A 15,244-nucleotide genomic window follows, 5' to 3' on the forward strand; every position below is an offset into this window, starting at 1 on the left:
AGGCCTGGCCCGGAGCCCTACGCGGGCCTCAGCCACACCGTCGCCAGCGGCGGCAGCGTCATCCGGACGCTCGCCGGGCGGCCGTGCCACGGCACGGACTCGGTCTTCACCGGGTCCGTGCCCACCACGTCCCCGCCGCCGTACCGCGCCGCGTCCGTGTTCAGGACCTCCGCCCAGGCCGCGACCTGGTCCGGGACCCCGAGCCGGTAGTCGTGCCGGACGACCGGCGAGAAGTTGCAGACCGCGAGCAGCGGCGAGCCCTCCGCGTCGTACCGCAGGAACGCGAGGACGTTGTCCTCGGCCGCGTCGCCCGCCACCCAGGAGAAGCCCTCCGGGACGGTGTCCCGCTCCCACAGCGCCGGCGTCGCCGCGTACACCGTGTTCAGGTCGCGGACCAGGTCCCGCACGCCCCGGTGATCGGGCTCCGCCCCGTACGCCGGGTCGAGCAGCCACCAGTCCGGGCCGGTCTCCGCCGACCACTCCGAGCCCTGTGCGAACTCCTGTCCCATGTAGAGGAGTTGCTTGCCAGGGTGGGCCCACATGAAGCCCAGGTAGGCGCGGTGGTTGGCGCGCTGCTGCCACCAGTCGCCGGGCATCTTCGACACCAGGGCCTGCTTGCCGTGCACGACCTCGTCGTGCGAGATCGGCAGGATGTAGTTCTCGCTGTACGCGTACACCATCGAGAACGTCATCTCGTTGTGGTGGTACTTGCGGTGCACCGGCTCCTTGGACATGTAGCCGAGGGAGTCGTGCATCCAGCCCATGTTCCACTTCATGCCGAAGCCGAGCCCGCCGAATCCGCCCGGCCCGACGTGGTCGGTCGCCCGGGTCACGCCGTCCCAGGCGGTGGACTCCTCGGCGAAGGTGACGATGCCGGGGCAACGGCGGTAGACGGTGGCGTTCATCTCCTGCAGGAACCGCACCGCGTCCGGGTTCTCCCGGCCGCCGTGCTCGTTGGGCACCCACTCGCCGTACTCGCGGGAGTAGTCGAGGTACAGCATCGAGGCGACCGCGTCCACGCGCAGTCCGTCGATGTGGAACTCCTCGCACCAGTACACCGCGTTGGCGACGAGGAAGTTCCGCACCTCGGTCCGGCCGTAGTCGAACTCCAGGGTGCCCCAGTCCGGATGGGCCGAACGGCGCGGGTCCTCGTGCTCGTACAGCGGGCGGCCGTCGAACTCGGCCAGCGCCCAGTCGTCGCGCGGGAAGTGCGCCGGCACCCAGTCCATGAGGACACCGATCCCGGCCCGGTGCAGCGCGTCGACCAGGTACTTGAAGTCGTCGGGGGTGCCCATGCGCGCGGTCGGCGCGTAGAAGCCGGTGACCTGGTAGCCCCAGGAGCCGCCGAAGGGGTGCTCGGAGACGGGCATGAACTCGACGTGCGTGAAGCCGAGGTCGGCCACGTAGGCGGGCAGTTCCTCCGCCAGCTGACGGTAGGTCAACCCGGGCCGCCAGGAGGCCAGATGGATCTCGTACACGGACAGCGGGGCCTCGTGGTGCGGGCGCGCCCCGCGCCGGGCCATCCACGCCTCGTCGCTCCACACATGGTGCGAGTCGGTCACCACGGAGGCCGTGTTCGGCGGGCACTCGGTGCGCCGGGCCATCGGGTCGGCGCGCAGGGTGTGGCTGCCGTCGGGGCGGGTGATGTCGAACTTGTACAGCGTGCCCTCGCCGACGCCGGGCACGAACAGCTCCCACACGCCGGTCGAGCCCAGCGAGCGCATCGGGAACCCGGTGCCGTCCCAGTAGGTGAAGTCGGTGGCGAGCCGCACGCCCCGGGCGTTCGGAGCCCAGACCGTGAACCGGGTGCCGGTCACCCCCTCGTGCGTCATCGTGCGCGCGCCGAGCGCCGTCCACAGCTGCTCGTGCCGGCCCTCGCCGATCAGATGCAGATCGAACTCGCCGAGCGCCGGCAGGAAGCGGTACGGGTCGTCGAACGCGACCTCCTCGCCGTCGTAGCGGACCCGGAGCTCGTACGCGGGCACCTTCCGCAGCAGCGGCAGCACGCCCGCGAACAGGCCGTCGCCCTCGTCGTACAGCTCGATCCGGCGACCCTTGGTCACCAGCGTCACCTGCCGCGCGAACGGCCGCAGCACCCGGAACAGCACCCCGCCGCGCACCGGGCGCGCCCCGAGCAGCGCGTGCGGGTCGTGGTGCTCCCCGACCAGCAGCCGCCCGCGCTCGCCCGCGTCGAGCGCGGGGGCCCGCCGCAGCCCGCGGCCGGTGTCGGCCTTGGCCGTCCTGGGCGCGGGCGGCTTCTTCGCGCCCTCGCTCGCGGCCGCCTTCCTCACGGTCGGGATCTCCTCTTCGGCCGTCTTCCGGGCCGTCTTGCGCGTGGGCGGTCGGGCGGTCACTTCGTGGCCTCCTGGGAACGGATCGGGGTGAGCGGAACGGAGAACGCGGGCGCGGGCGACGGCGTCACGAACCCGCCGCCAAACGGTGGATCGCCGCCATCGGCACCGGCAGCCAGTCGGGGCGGTGCCGGGCCTCGTACACGACCTCGTACACCGCCTTGTCGGTCTCGTACGCGCGCAGCAGTGCCGGGTCCTCGCGCGGGTCGAGACCGGACGCCTCGGCGTAACCGGCGCAGTACGCGGCGCGGCAGCGGGCCGCCCAGCCGTCGTTCCAGGGACGGTGGGTGCGGGCGGCGTAGTCGAAGGAACGGAGCATCCCGGCGACGTCGCGGACCGGGGGCTGCGGGCGGCGGCGCTCCGCCAGGGGCTTCGCGGGCTCGCCCTCGAAGTCGATGACCGACCAGGCGCCGTCGGCGGTGCGCAGCGTCTGCCCGAGGTGCAGATCGCCGTGCACCCGCTGGGCGAGCCGGGTCGCGCCGTCCGACCGGGCGGGAATGTGCCGTCCGTACTCGGCGAAGACCTCCCGCAGGCCCTTCTTGTACGGCAGCAGCGCCGGAACGGCCTGCACCGCCGCGTCGAGCCGGGCCGCCATCGCCTCGGCGAGCTGCGACGTCTGCGTGCGGTGCAGCGGCTCGGTCGGCAGCGTGGCCGCAAGCGCCGTGTGCACCTCGGCGGTGGCGCGGCCCAGGGCCTGCGCCTCCTCGGTGAACTCCCGGCCGGCGGCCAGCGCGTCCAGGGCGAGCCGCCAGCCGTCCCGGGAGTCGCGCAGGAAGGGCTGGAGCACGCCGAGCGTCGCCGAGCCCGACTCGAACCAGGCCACGGGCGCCGGGACCCGCGCGCAGCCCGCGCCGGCCAGCGCCAGCGGCAGCTCCAGGTCCGGATTGGCCCCCGGGCTGACCCGCCGGAAGATCTTCAGGATGTAGGAGTCGCCGAACACCAGCGAGGAGTTGGACTGCTCCGCGTCCAGCATCCGCGGCGCGAGCGCCGGCGGCAGCGGCGCGGTCCTGGCGAACCGCAGCGGCCCCAGGGTGCCGGGGGTGCGCAGCCGTTCGTAGAGCAGCCCGGCGAGCCGCGGATCGCGCAGCCCCTCGTACACCGCGCGGCCGGCCAGCGGGCCCTGGCGGGCCCGGCCGATCAGCGTGGGCGCGAGCCGCGGCGGCACGGTGGTGCGCACGCCGAGCAGTAACTGGTAGCAGTCCGCGGGCGTTCCGGCCGGCAGGCCGGGCTGTTCGACGCGGATCAGCAGATGCAGCAGCCCCGGCCCCGGTCCGTCCAGCGGCAGCAGTTCCGTCGCCGTGTCCAGGGCGAATCCGTTCACCGCGCGCCCCTTGCCCGCGAACCAGCGCTGCCGGGGCAGCCATTCGTGGAGCAGAGGTGCGAGGGACGGGAGAAGGGCGGCCGGGGCCCGGGTGGTGGAGGCGGTCTCCGGCATGTACGTCGCGTCCTTTCCCCGGGCGCAGCTCGTGTGTGAACGCGCAGAGTGTCCCGGATTGCGGCTACGGCTGTCCGGCTGTGCGGGACGTGTCGGATGGGGAAGATCCGTATGGGCCCGACAAGAAGGCCCGTATGGACCCGATTCGGTGTATGGGGGTCAGACTGCCCAGGGCGGCGCGGCGGAAACCGCCCGCCCGGGGCTGTCTTTGACCCGACGTCAGTTACGGCTGGTTCAGCTCTGCTGGTTGCGCTTGGTCGAGACGGCCGGGGCCGGTACCCCCGCCCCGGCGCGCAGCGTGCCGTCCTTGCGCAGCCGGAACCAGTAGAAGCCGTGGCCCGTCAGGGTCAGCAGGTACGGCCACTCGCCGATCGCGGGGAAGGTGACCCCGCCGATCAGCTCCACTGGGCGCAGGCCGTTGAACCTGCGCAGGTCCAGCTCCGTCGGCTGCGCGAACCGCGAGAAGTTGTTCACGCACATCACCAGGTCGTCGCCGTACTCCCGCAGGAACGCGAGCACCGCCGGGTTCGACGAGGGCAGTTCCGTGTAGGAGCCCAGGCCGAACGCCGGGTTCTGCTTGCGGATCTCGATCATCCGCCGGGTCCAGTGCAGCAGCGACGACGGCGAGGCCATCGACGCCTCGACGTTGGTGACCTGGTAGCCGTACACCGGATCCATGATGGTCGGCAGGTACAGCCGGCCCGGATCGCAGGACGAGAAGCCCGCGTTGCGGTCCGGGGTCCACTGCATCGGGGTGCGCACCCCGTCCCGGTCGCCGAGCCAGATGTTGTCGCCCATGCCGATCTCGTCGCCGTAGTACAGCACCGGCGAACCCGGCAGCGCGAACAGCAGCGCGGTGAACAGCTCCATCTGCTTGCGGTCGTTGTCGAGCAGCGGGGCGAGCCGGCGGCGGATGCCGATGTTGGCCCGCATCCGGGGGTCCTTGGCGTACTCCGCGTACATGTAGTCGCGTTCCTCGTCGGTGACCATCTCGAGGGTCAGCTCGTCGTGGTTCCGCAGGAAGATGCCCCACTGGCAGCCCGCCGGGATCTCCGGGGTCTTGGCCAGGATCTCGGAGACCGGGTGGCGTGATTCGCGCCGTACGGCCATGAAGATCCGCGGCATCACGGGGAAGTGGAACGCCATGTGGCACTCGTCGCCGCCGGAGGGGAAGTCGCCGAAGTAGTCGACCACGTCCTCCGGCCACTGGTTGGCCTCGGCGAGCAGCACCGTGTCGGGGTAGTGCGCGTCGATCTCCTTGCGGACCCGCTTGAGGAAGGCGTGGGTGGCCGGCAGGTTCTCGCAGTTGGTGCCCTCCTGCTGGTACAGGTACGGCACCGCGTCGAGCCGGAAACCGTCGATGCCCAGGTCCAGCCAGAACCGCAGCGCCGAGATGATCTCCTCCTGCACCGCCGGGTTCTCGTAGTTGAGGTCCGGCTGGTGCGAGAAGAAGCGGTGCCAGTAGTACTGCTTGCGGACCGGGTCGAAGGTCCAGTTGGACGACTCGGTGTCGACGAAGATGATCCGGGCGTCCTGGAACTGCTTGTCGTCGTCGGCCCAGACGTAGTAGTCGCCGTACGGCCCGTCGGGATCGTTGCGCGACTCCTGGAACCACGGGTGCTGGTCGCTGGTGTGGTTCATGACGAAGTCGATGATCACGCGCATCCCGCGCTGGTGCGCCGCGTCGACGAACTCCACGAAGTCGGCGAGATCGCCGAACTCCGGGAGCACGGACGTGTAGTCCGCGACGTCGTACCCGCCGTCCCTCAGGGGGGACTTGAAGAACGGCGGCAGCCACAGGCAGTCGACGCCCAGCCACTGCAGATAGTCCAGCTTGTTGGTGATGCCCTTGAGGTCGCCGACGCCGTCGCCGTTGCTGTCCTGAAAGGACCTGACCAGCACCTCGTAGAACACCGCCCGCTTGAACCAGTCCGGGTCACGGTCCTTGGCGGGGGTGTCCTCGAAGGTGTCGGGGACGGGTTCGTTGATCATCATGATGTGGGTGACCCTCCGGTCTGCGGGGACGGTCGCAGGGTGAGCACGTGCGCGGGCGTGACGCCCGGCTCTAGGCGCACGTAGTCGGCCCTGCCCCAGTGATAGGTGTCGCCGGTGAGCTCGTCGCGCACCGGAACGGTCTCGTGCCAGTCCAGGCCGAGTTCCGGCATGTTCAACGAGACCGTGGCCTCCTGGGTGTGGTGGGGGTCGAGATTTGCGACCACCAGAACCGTGTTCGAACCGGCCCGGCGGCTGTACGCGAGCACCGCGTCGTTGTCGGTGTCGTGGAAGGTCAGCCCGCGCAGCCGGTGCAGCGCCGGGTTGCGCCGCCGGATCCGGTTGAGCGTGGTGATCAGCGGGGCGATCGTGGCGCCCGAGCGCTCCGCCGACTCCCAGTCGCGGGGCCGCAGTTCGTACTTCTCCGAGTCCAGGTACTCCTCGCTGCCGTCCCGCAGCGGGGCGTTCTCGCACAGCTCGTAGCCCGCGTACACGCCCCAGGTCGGCGACAGCGTCGCCGCGAGCACCGCCCGCACCTCGAAGGCCGGGCGGCCGCCGTTCTGGAGGTACGCGTGCAGGATGTCCGGGGTGTTCACGAACAGGTTCGGCCGCATCACGTCGGCCGACTCCCCGGACAGCTCGGTGAGGTACTCGGTCAGCTCCTGCTTGGTGTTGCGCCAGGTGAAGTACGTGTACGACTGCTGGAAGCCGATCGCGCCGAGGGTCTTCATCATCGCCGGCCGGGTGAACGCCTCCGCCAGGAAGATCACGTCCGGGTCGGCGCCGTTGATCTCGGCGATCACCCGCTCCCAGAACACCACGGGCTTGGTGTGCGGGTTGTCCACCCGGAAGATCCGCACCCCGTGGTCCATCCAGTGCCGCAGCACCCGCACCGTCTCCTCGACGATGCCGTCCATGTCCTTGTCGAAGGCCACGGGGTAGATGTCCTGGTACTTCTTCGGCGGGTTCTCCGCGTACGCGATCGAGCCGTCGGGGCGGCGGTGGAACCAGTCCGGGTGCTTGTCCACCCACGGGTGGTCGGGGGAGCACTGCAGCGCGAAGTCCAGCGCGATCTCCAGGCGCAGCTCGCGGGCGCGCGCCACGAACGCGTCGAAGTCCTTCAGGGTGCCGAGGTCCGGGTGGACCGCGTCGTGGCCGCCCTCGTGCGAACCGATCGCCCACGGCACGCCGACGTCCCGGGGGCCCGCGGAGAGCGTGTTGTTGGGGCCCTTGCGGTGCGTCACACCGATGGGGTGGATCGGCGGCAGATAGACCACGTCGAAGCCCATCGCCGCGATCGCCGGCAGCCGTTCGGCCGCCGTCCGGAACGTGCCCGAGACCAGCTTGCCGCGAACCCGGCGGGCCCCCTCGGAGCGCGGGAAGAACTCGTACCAGGAGCCGTACAACGCCCGCTCCCGCTCGACGAGCAGGGTCAACGGCGCGGAGGAGCTGACCAGTTCGCGCAGCGGGTGGGTGGCGAGGGCACCGGTCACCTGCGGGGCGAGCGCGGCCGCGAGCCGCGCCGCGGCGGGGCGGCCCTCGTCGCGCAGCGCGTCCGCCGCGGCCAGGACCGCCTCGCGGGCGCCGCCCTTCTTCGGCACGCCCTTCGCGGCGCGCTCGTGCAGCTCGGCGCCCTCGGCGAGGACGAGTTCGGTGTCGAGACCGGCCGGGATCTTGATCCGGGCGGTGTGCCGCCAGGTGGCGACCGGATCGCTCCAGGCCTCCACGGTGTACGTCCAGCGGCCCTCGGCGTCCGGGGTCACGTCGGCGCCCCAGCGGTCGGTGCCCGGCGCGAGTTCGCGCATCGGGGTCCACGGGCCGGGCCGCCCGGAGGGGTCGGTGAGCACCACGTTCGCGGCGACGGCGTCGTGGCCCTCGCGGAAGACGGTGGCGGTCACTTCGAGGGTCTCCCCGACCACCGCTTTCGCGGGGCGGCGTCCGCAGTCGACCAGCGGGCGGACGTCGAGGACGGGAATGCGACCAATCAGCGGGTTCACGGCATCATCACCTGGGGGTTGCTCACGGGGGTGCGGGTGGTGGTGCGCTCTTTGTAGCTCCGTCGACGGCAGAGGGGTTGCGGGCATGGCCGCTCCTGTCCGCGTTCACTCGGATGGCTGACATCAGTGGCTGGGATCGGGTGGCGTCTGGTAGGGCACCGGGGAGCCTTCCCACCCGATTCGGGAGGGCAATCCGGACGCTTTGTTAACTACTCGGGCGTCGCCCCCGCGACAACAGCATCTCCCGGACAAGAAACGGGCCGTGGTGGTGCGGGTGGTGAACCGGAGGCTCGCGGCGCGGGTGTACGCGACCCCGGTGCGCCGTGGTCCGTGCCCGCCCCGTGTCCTACCTTCGGGTGCGGAACACCGGTCGCACAGCGTGGTGCGTCCACTCCAAAACGTACCTCCCCTGCGAAGGTGGAACGCGTGAAGGCAATCCGTCGATTCACCGTGCGTCCCGTCCTCCCCGACACCCTTCGACCCCTCAGCGACCTCGCGCGCAATCTGCGCTGGTCCTGGCACGAGCCCACCCGCGAACTGTTCCGCTCCGTCGACCCCGACGGATGGAAGGCGGCCGAGAGCGACCCCGTGCGGCTGCTGGGCTCGGTCACCGCCGCGCGGCTCACCGAACTCGCCGCCGACGAGGACTTCCTCGCCGCGCTCGCGGCGGCCGCCGACGACCTCGACCGCTACCTGCGCGAACCCCGCTGGTACCAGGCCCAGCACAGCGAGCGGCTGCCGGCCGCCGTCGCGTACTTCTCGCCCGAGTTCGGCGTCACCGCCGCCCTGCCCCAGTACTCCGGCGGCCTCGGCATCCTCGCCGGGGACCACCTCAAGGCCGCCAGCGACCTCGGCGTCCCGCTGACCGGCGTCGGCCTGCTCTACCGGCACGGCTACTTCCGCCAGTCGCTCTCCCGGGACGGCTGGCAGCAGGAGCACTACCCGGTCCTCGACCCCGGCGAACTGCCGGTCACCCTGCTCCGCGAGCACGACGGCAGCCCCGCCCGGGTCACCCTCGCGCTGCCCGGCGGACGCCGGCTGCACGCCCACATCTGGGTCGCGCAGGTGGGCAGGGTGCCGCTGCTGATGCTCGACTCCGACGTCGAGGAGAACGGGCCCGCCGAACGCGACGTCACCGACCGGCTGTACGGCGGCGGCAGCGAGCACCGGCTGCTCCAGGAGATGCTGCTCGGCATCGGCGGCGTGCGCGCGGTGCGGGCGTACGCGCGGCTCACCGACGGCCCGGAACCGGAGGTGTTCCACACCAACGAGGGCCACGCCGGCTTCCTCGGCCTGGAGCGGATCCGCGAACTCATGGGCTCCGGGCTCGACTTCGACGGATCGCTCGAATCGGTCCGGGCCGGGACGGTGTTCACCACCCACACCCCGGTACCGGCGGGCATCGACCGCTTCGACCGGGAGCTGGTCGCCCGGCACTTCGGCGAGGACGGCGAGCTGCCCGGCGTCGACGTGACGCGGGTGCTCGCGCTCGGCCGGGAGACGTATCCCGGCGGTGACCAGGGCGTGTTCAACATGGCGGTCATGGGGCTGCGGCTCGCGCAGCGCGCCAACGGCGTGTCCACGCTGCACGGGGCGGTCAGCCGGGAGATGTTCTCCGGACTGTGGCCGGGATTCGACGCCCAGGAGGCGCCGATCACCTCGATCACCAACGGCGTCCACGCGCCGACCTGGGTCGCGCCCGAACTGGCCGCGCTCTGCGGCCGGGCCACCGACGTGCCCGACCGCGAACTGTGGGACCTGCGGCGGACCCTGCGCGAGCAGCTGGTGGGGGACGTGCGGGAACGGCTCCGCGCCTCCTGGCGGCAGCGGGGCGCGGGCTCGGCCGAACTCGGCTGGATCGACTCGGTGCTCGACCCCGACGTCCTCACGATCGGCTTCGCGCGCCGGGTCCCGTCGTACAAGCGCCTGACGCTGATGCTCCGCGACAAGCCCCGCCTGACGAGTCTGCTGCTGGACCCGGAGCGTCCGGTGCAGATCGTCGTCGCGGGCAAGGCGCACCCGGCGGACGACGGCGGCAAGCGGCTCGTCCAGGAGCTGGTGCGGTTCGCCGACGACCCGAAGGTGCGGCACCGGATCGTGTTCCTCCCGGACTACGGCATGGGCATGGCGCGGCGGCTGTACCCCGGCTGCGACGTCTGGCTCAACAACCCGCTGCGGCCGCTGGAGGCGTGCGGGACCAGTGGCATGAAGGCCGCGCTCAACGGCGGGCTCAACCTCTCGGTCCTGGACGGCTGGTGGGACGAGTGGTTCGAGCCGGACTTCGGCTGGGCCATCCCCACCGCGGACGGCGCGGCCGCGCTGGACGAGGAGCGGCGGGACGACCTGGAGGCGCACGCGCTGTACGAGCTCGTGGAGAAGCGGGTCGCGCCGAGGTTCTACGACCGCGGTGCGGACGGCGTCCCGTCGCGCTGGACGGAGATGGTCCGCCGCACGCTGACCGACCTCGGCCCGAAGGTGCTGGCGGACCGCATGGTCCGCGAGTACGTGGAGCGGCTGTACGCCCCGGCGGCGGAGGCGGCCCGCGCGCTCGTACCCGGGGCGGCGCGGGAGCTGGCCGCGTGGAAGGCGGAGGTGCGGGCCGCGTGGCCGCAGGTCACGGTGGACCACGTCGAGTTCGGCGAGGACCTCGGCGAGGCGGAGCTCGGCGCGACGCTGCTGGTCCGCGTACGGGTCGCCCTCGGCACCCTCCGCCCCGACGACGTCGAGGTCCAGGCGGTGGCGGGCCGGGTGGACCCGGACGACACCCTGACCGGCGCCCGCGTCAGCGTCCTGAAACCGACCGGCACCCCGGACCTGGAGGGCCGCCGCCTCTACGAGGGCCCCCTGGTCCTGGACCGCACCGGCCCCTTCGGCTGCACGGTCCGCGCCCTCCCCTCCCACCCCCTCCTCCCCACCCCCACCGACCTGGGCCTCACGGCCCTCCCGTCGGAGGCGAAGGGCGAGGGGGCGGGGGTGTTGATGCGGTGAGGGGGCAGGGGACGGCGGTGGGGTGCCGGGCGGCGCCGGAGGAGGCGAGCGGCCGGTGCGTCGGGCCGTGGGCCGCCGTCCCCCTGGGTGCGGCCTGGCGTGAGGGTCGTGTGCCGCCGTCCGCCCAGTGCCCTGAGGTCAGGTGATGACCGCCAGGTCGGTCAGGCGGTCGGCGGTGAAACAGAGGCGGTAGACCGGGACCGCGGCCAGGAGCGTCGTGCGGTAGTACCGGCAGCTGTCCGAGGCGGTGGGCTCGGGCGGCGCGCCGTGCGGGGGGCCGTCGAGGGGCGTCTCCGGCAGCAGGGTCTCGACCCGGTCCCGCGTCTGGCCGACGTGGACGGCCTCGTACCGGTCGCGCGGCAGGTACGACTGGTACTGGGTGTACAGGCCCACCCCGGCCATCAGCACCGCAAGCCCCGTCAGCAGCGCCAGCGGCACCCAAACCACCCTGGCCAGGCCCCGCCGCACCTCGCGGCGGGCCCGGTCCAGTTCCTGCGCGGACGTCGGCGCGGCGGCGACCGGCGCGGGCGGGGCGGCGGTCACGGGCACCAGCGCCCGGACCCGGAACCCGCCGCCGGGCAGGGCCTCGTGCTCTAGCCGCCCGCCCGCGAGCCGGACCCGCTCGTCCAGGCCCACGAGCCCGGACCCGCCGGACGGGACGCCCAGGGGGCCGGCGGTCCGGGGTCCCGTGACCACGACCACCTCGACCGTCCCGCCGTCGTCCGGTCCGGGCCCCACCGTCACCTCCACGCCCGCCCCCGGCGCGTGCTTGGTGGCGTTGGTCAGGGACTCCTGGACCACGCGGTGCACGGCGCGGGCGGACATGGGCGGCAGGCCGGGAAGGCCCTGCCGCTCGACGGCCAGGGTGACGGGGACGCCCGACGCGGCCGCGCGGGCGACCAGGTCCTCGACCGGCTCGTCCGGCGGGGTCGTCGGGGCCTCGGCCCCCGGTTCGTCCGCACGCAGTACGCCGATCACGTCCCGCAGCCGTGCCGTCGCGTCCGCCGCCGCCCGGCGCAGCTCGCCCGCGGCCCGCTGCTGGGCGGCGCCCAGCGTCGGGTCGACCTCCAGCGCCGCCGCGCGCAGCGCGATCAGGGACAGGTCGTGGCCGAGGGAGTCGTGCATGTCGCCCGCGATGCGGGAGCGTTCGCGCAGCCGCTCGCGGTCCGCGACCGCGGCCTGCTCGCGCTCCATGCGGTGGGCCAGCTCCCAGCCGTTGCGGACCAGCCGGTCGTACGTCCGGACGTACCGGCCGATCAGCCACGGCGCGACCACCGCGAGGGCCAGGACAAGCAGTTGCGTGAACCACTGCCCGAGCGAGGCGCCCGTGGCGAGGGTGAGCGCAAGCCCCGCCGTCGCGGCGGCGCCGAGCAGCCAGAGCGCGGTGCGGCTGCCGTCCTGCCGCCGGCCGGCGAGATAGCCGAAGGCGATCAGCGCCGGGGTGAACGACGCGGTGTACAGCTCCGTCGAGACCGCGAGGCTCGCGCCCAGGACGAGGACCGGCGGCACGAGCGGCCGGCGCCGGTACAGCGCCGTGCAGAGCGCCAGTACCGCGAGCCCGGCCGCGACCCGCGCCCACGACCCGCCGTCGTTCGGGTCGGACCGCAGCAGCACCGGAACGCTCACCAGCACCCACAGCCCGGCGTCGGCCGCCCCCCGCCGCCACGGCCCGGCCACCGCCCTCCGCGTCGGCCCACCGCTCACGCGTCCGCCACCAGCCCCGCCTCGTACGCGAGGACCGCCAGCTGGACCCGGTTGCGCAGGCCGAGCCGGGCGAGGACCGCGCTGACATGGGCCTTCACGGTGCCCTCCACCACGTAGAGCCGGGCCGCGATCTCCTGGTTCGACAGTCCTGCGCCGACCAGCGCCACGACCTCCCGCTCCCGCTCCGTCAGCGGGGCCAGCCGGTCCCGGGCGCGGGTCGTGCGGGCGAGCCGTTCGCCGCCGAGGGTGTCGATGACGCGGCGGGCGATCTCCGGCGAGAGGAACGCCGCACCGCCGGCCACCGCCCGTACCCCCGTGAGGAGTTCCCGCGGGTCGCCGGACTTCAGCAGGAAGCCGCTCGCCCCGCCGCCGAGCGCCCGGGCGATGTACGCGTCCTCGGAGAACGTCGTCAGCATCACGACCGCCGTCTGCGGAAGCGTGCGCTTCAGCTCCTCCGCCGCGGCGAGCCCGTCCAGCCGCGGCATCCGGATGTCCAGCAGCGCGACGTCCGGCCGGTGCCGCTGCGCGAGGGCGACCGCCTCGTGGCCGTCCCCCGCCTCCGCGACCACCTCGATGTCCTCGTCCGTGGAGAGGATCGCAGCGACCCCCGCCCGGATCATGGTCTCGTCGTCCGCGAGCAGCACCCTGATCATCCGGCCAGCCTAGGCGGGGACACGAAGAAGCGGCCCGGAGGGAAGAACCCTCCGGGCCGCCGGTCACTTCAGCGGTGCCGCTCCCGGCTTACGGGAACGTGAGCTTGAAGCCGTTGATGTAGCCGGTGTCGTACGCGGCCTTGTCCTGCACCCGCAGCTTCCACGCGCCGTTCGCGACCTCGCTGGAGGCGTTGACGGTGTACGTCTGCTTGATGTTGTCGGCGCTGCCGCCGGACCGGTTGTGCAGGTTGTAGACCGAGCCGTCCGGGGCCACCAGGTCGACGACCAGGTCGCCGATCCAGGTGTGGACGATGTCCACGTCCACCTTGAGGGTGCTCGGCGCGTTGCCGGTGATGCCGGTGACGTTGACCGTCGAGGTCACCGCGGCGCCGGGGGAGTCCGGGATGGTGACGTCGGCGGTGTTCTCGAAGACCTTGCCCGGCTGCGGCTCGCCGCCGCCCGGACGGGAGCCGACGTTGATTCCGGCCCAGGCGTTCTCCACCGCCAGCACCTCGGGGCTGCCCGCGCCGTACAGCTCGGTGGCCACCGCGACGGTGCCCGTGCGGGCGCCGGCGTAGTTGGTGTTGGAGCTGAACTTCGTGGTCAGCGCCTTGAACCAGATCAGCGACGCCTTGTCCCGGCCGATACCGGTGACGGGCAGGCCGTCGGAGGTCGGCGAGTCGTAGTTCACGCCGTTGACCGTCTTCGCGCCGCTGCCCTCGGAGAGCATGTAGTACCAGTGGTTCGCCGGGCCCGACGAGTAGTGCACGTCGACGTTGCCGATGCCGGAGTACCAGTAGTCCTTGGACGAGCCGTCCTTGCTCGGCTTGTCCATGTACCGCAGCGGCGTGCCGTTGCCCCGGATGTCGATCTTCTCGCCGACCAGGTAGTCGCCCTTGTCCTGCGCGTTGTTGGCGTGGAACTCGACGGCCGCCGCGAAGATGTCGGAGGTCGCCTCGTTCAGGCCGCCGGACTCACCGCTGTAGACCAGGCCGGCGGTGTTGGAGGTGACGCCGTGCGTCATCTCGTGCGCGGCGACGTCGATCGACGTCAGCGGCTTGGTGTTGTTCGAGCCGTCGCCGTACGTCATGCAGAAGCACGAGTCGGACCAGAAGGCGTTGACGTACGCGTTGCCGTAGTGGACCCGGGAGTACGCGCCGACGCCGTCACCGCGGATGCCGGAGCGGCCGTGCACGTTCTTGTAGTAGTCCCAGGTGAGCGCCGCGCCGTAGTGCGCGTCCGCACCGGCCGTCTCGGCGTTCTGCGGGGTGCCGTCGCCCCAGATGTCGTCGGAGCCGGAGAACAGCGTGCCGGTGCCGGACGTGCCGCGGTTGAGGTTGTACGTCTTGTGGTTGCCGCGGCCTGTGTCGGTCAGCGTGTACGAGGGCGCGGTGCCGAGCGTCACCTGGCCGCTGTACATCGTGTTGCCGGTACCGGTGTGGATCGCCTGCCACTCGTGCAGCTTCGCGCCGGTGGTCGCGTCGGTGACGACGTGCAGTTCGTTGGGCGTGCCGTCGTGCTGGAGGCCGCCGACGACGGTCTCGTACGCGAGGACGGGCGAACCCGACGCCATCCAGACGACCTTGCGCGGGGCGCGCTCGGCGGCGGTGGCCTTCGAGCCCTCGCCCTTGGCCGCGGTCAGCGCCTGCTTGACGGCGGCGGCCGGAGCGACGTCGGCGCTCATGTCGACGTTCTTCAGCTGGGCGCGCGAGGCCTTGGTGACGGACTGCGTGGCCCCGGCCCCGGACCGGGCGACGATCAGGTCGCCGCCCAGGACGGGCAGCCCGGCGAAGGTGCGCTCGTAGCGCGTGTGCGTGGTGCCGTCGCGGTCCTTGACGACGTCACGGACGACCAGCTTCTCCTGCGCGCCGAGGCCGAGGGCCTTGGCCGTGGCCGCCTTGTCGGCGTCGGCGGCCTTGATGAGCGCGGTGCGCTCGGCGGGGGAGAGGGCGGCGGGCAGCTTGCCGGGGTCGGCCTTCCCGGCCGCCTGCGCCTTGGGCGCGGCGGCCCAGCCGCCGGGGTCGGCGGTGGCGGAACCCTGGAAACCGGCGGCCAGCATCGCGGCGGCCGCGATCAGAGCGCCCGTCGCGGTGGCGCGACGGCTTGGCGTGGATCTCACGCGAA

The 15,244-nt window shown here is 72.5% G+C and carries 8 protein-coding genes; 1 reads left to right on the top strand and 7 read right to left on the bottom strand.

Going from position 1 to position 15,244, the window contains the following annotated elements:
• Nucleotides 1–17: 17 nt before the first annotated feature.
• From glgB to ABZO31_RS23390, 4 genes are all read right to left on the bottom strand, one after another.
• A complete protein-coding gene (glgB, locus tag ABZO31_RS23375) occupies nucleotides 18–2,354 on the bottom strand; it encodes a 1,4-alpha-glucan branching enzyme (RefSeq protein ID WP_406863224.1) in 2,337 nt (778 codons plus the stop codon).
• A 64-nt stretch (nucleotides 2,355–2,418) separates the two neighbouring features.
• Nucleotides 2,419–3,786, bottom strand: coding sequence for a maltokinase N-terminal cap-like domain-containing protein (locus tag ABZO31_RS23380; protein ID WP_406863225.1), 1,368 nt, complete (start codon nucleotides 3,784–3,786; stop codon nucleotides 2,419–2,421).
• Nucleotides 3,787–4,020: 234 nt separating this feature from the next.
• Nucleotides 4,021–5,781 carry a maltose alpha-D-glucosyltransferase gene (gene treS, locus ABZO31_RS23385; protein ID WP_406863226.1) on the bottom strand — a complete coding sequence of 587 codons (1,761 nt, stop codon included), beginning with the start codon at nucleotides 5,779–5,781 and terminating at the stop codon, nucleotides 4,021–4,023.
• Nucleotides 5,778–7,766, bottom strand: coding sequence for an alpha-1,4-glucan--maltose-1-phosphate maltosyltransferase (locus ABZO31_RS23390; RefSeq protein ID WP_406865447.1), 1,989 nt, complete (start codon nucleotides 7,764–7,766; stop codon nucleotides 5,778–5,780). Before ABZO31_RS23390 ends, treS begins: the two co-directional genes overlap by 4 nt.
• A gap of 435 nt (nucleotides 7,767–8,201) precedes the next feature.
• Here ABZO31_RS23390 and glgP point away from each other — a divergent pair, with 435 nt between their 5' ends.
• Nucleotides 8,202–10,763 carry an alpha-glucan family phosphorylase gene (glgP, locus tag ABZO31_RS23395; RefSeq protein ID WP_406863227.1) on the top strand — a complete coding sequence of 854 codons (2,562 nt, stop codon included), beginning with the start codon at nucleotides 8,202–8,204 and terminating at the stop codon, nucleotides 10,761–10,763.
• A 138-nt stretch (nucleotides 10,764–10,901) separates the two neighbouring features.
• Here the strand turns inward: glgP and ABZO31_RS23400 are convergent, their stop codons facing one another.
• The 3 genes from ABZO31_RS23400 to ABZO31_RS23410 all read right to left on the bottom strand — a co-directional run bounded on the left by ABZO31_RS23400 (nucleotide 10,902) and on the right by ABZO31_RS23410 (nucleotide 15,239).
• On the bottom strand, nucleotides 10,902–12,467 hold the full coding sequence (locus ABZO31_RS23400; RefSeq protein WP_406863228.1) for a sensor histidine kinase: 1,566 nt from the start codon (nucleotides 12,465–12,467) through the stop codon (nucleotides 10,902–10,904).
• Nucleotides 12,464–13,120: a response regulator gene (locus tag ABZO31_RS23405; protein ID WP_406863229.1), complete on the bottom strand. Its 657-nt coding sequence runs from the start codon at nucleotides 13,118–13,120 to the stop codon at nucleotides 12,464–12,466. Before ABZO31_RS23405 ends, ABZO31_RS23400 begins: the two co-directional genes overlap by 4 nt.
• Before the next feature lie 88 nt (nucleotides 13,121–13,208).
• Complete coding sequence (locus ABZO31_RS23410) at nucleotides 13,209–15,239, bottom strand: M4 family metallopeptidase (protein WP_406863230.1); 2,031 nt, start codon at nucleotides 15,237–15,239, stop codon at nucleotides 13,209–13,211.
• Nucleotides 15,240–15,244: the final 5 nt, after the last annotated feature.

The organism is Streptomyces solicamelliae (assembly GCF_045348655.1).
GTDB lineage: Bacteria > Actinomycetota > Actinomycetes > Streptomycetales > Streptomycetaceae > Streptomyces > Streptomyces solicamelliae.

What these genes read in the sequence shown, in the direction of transcription:
- ABZO31_RS23380 (WP_406863225.1), bottom strand. Translation starts at nt 3,786, where the DNA reads ATGCCGGAGACCGCCTCCACCACCCGGGCCCCGGCCGCCCTTCTCCCG.
- treS (WP_406863226.1), bottom strand. Translation starts at nt 5,781, where the DNA reads ATGATGATCAACGAACCCGTCCCCGACACCTTCGAGGACACCCCCGCC.
- ABZO31_RS23405 (WP_406863229.1), bottom strand. Translation starts at nt 13,120, where the DNA reads ATGATCAGGGTGCTGCTCGCGGACGACGAGACCATGATCCGGGCGGGG.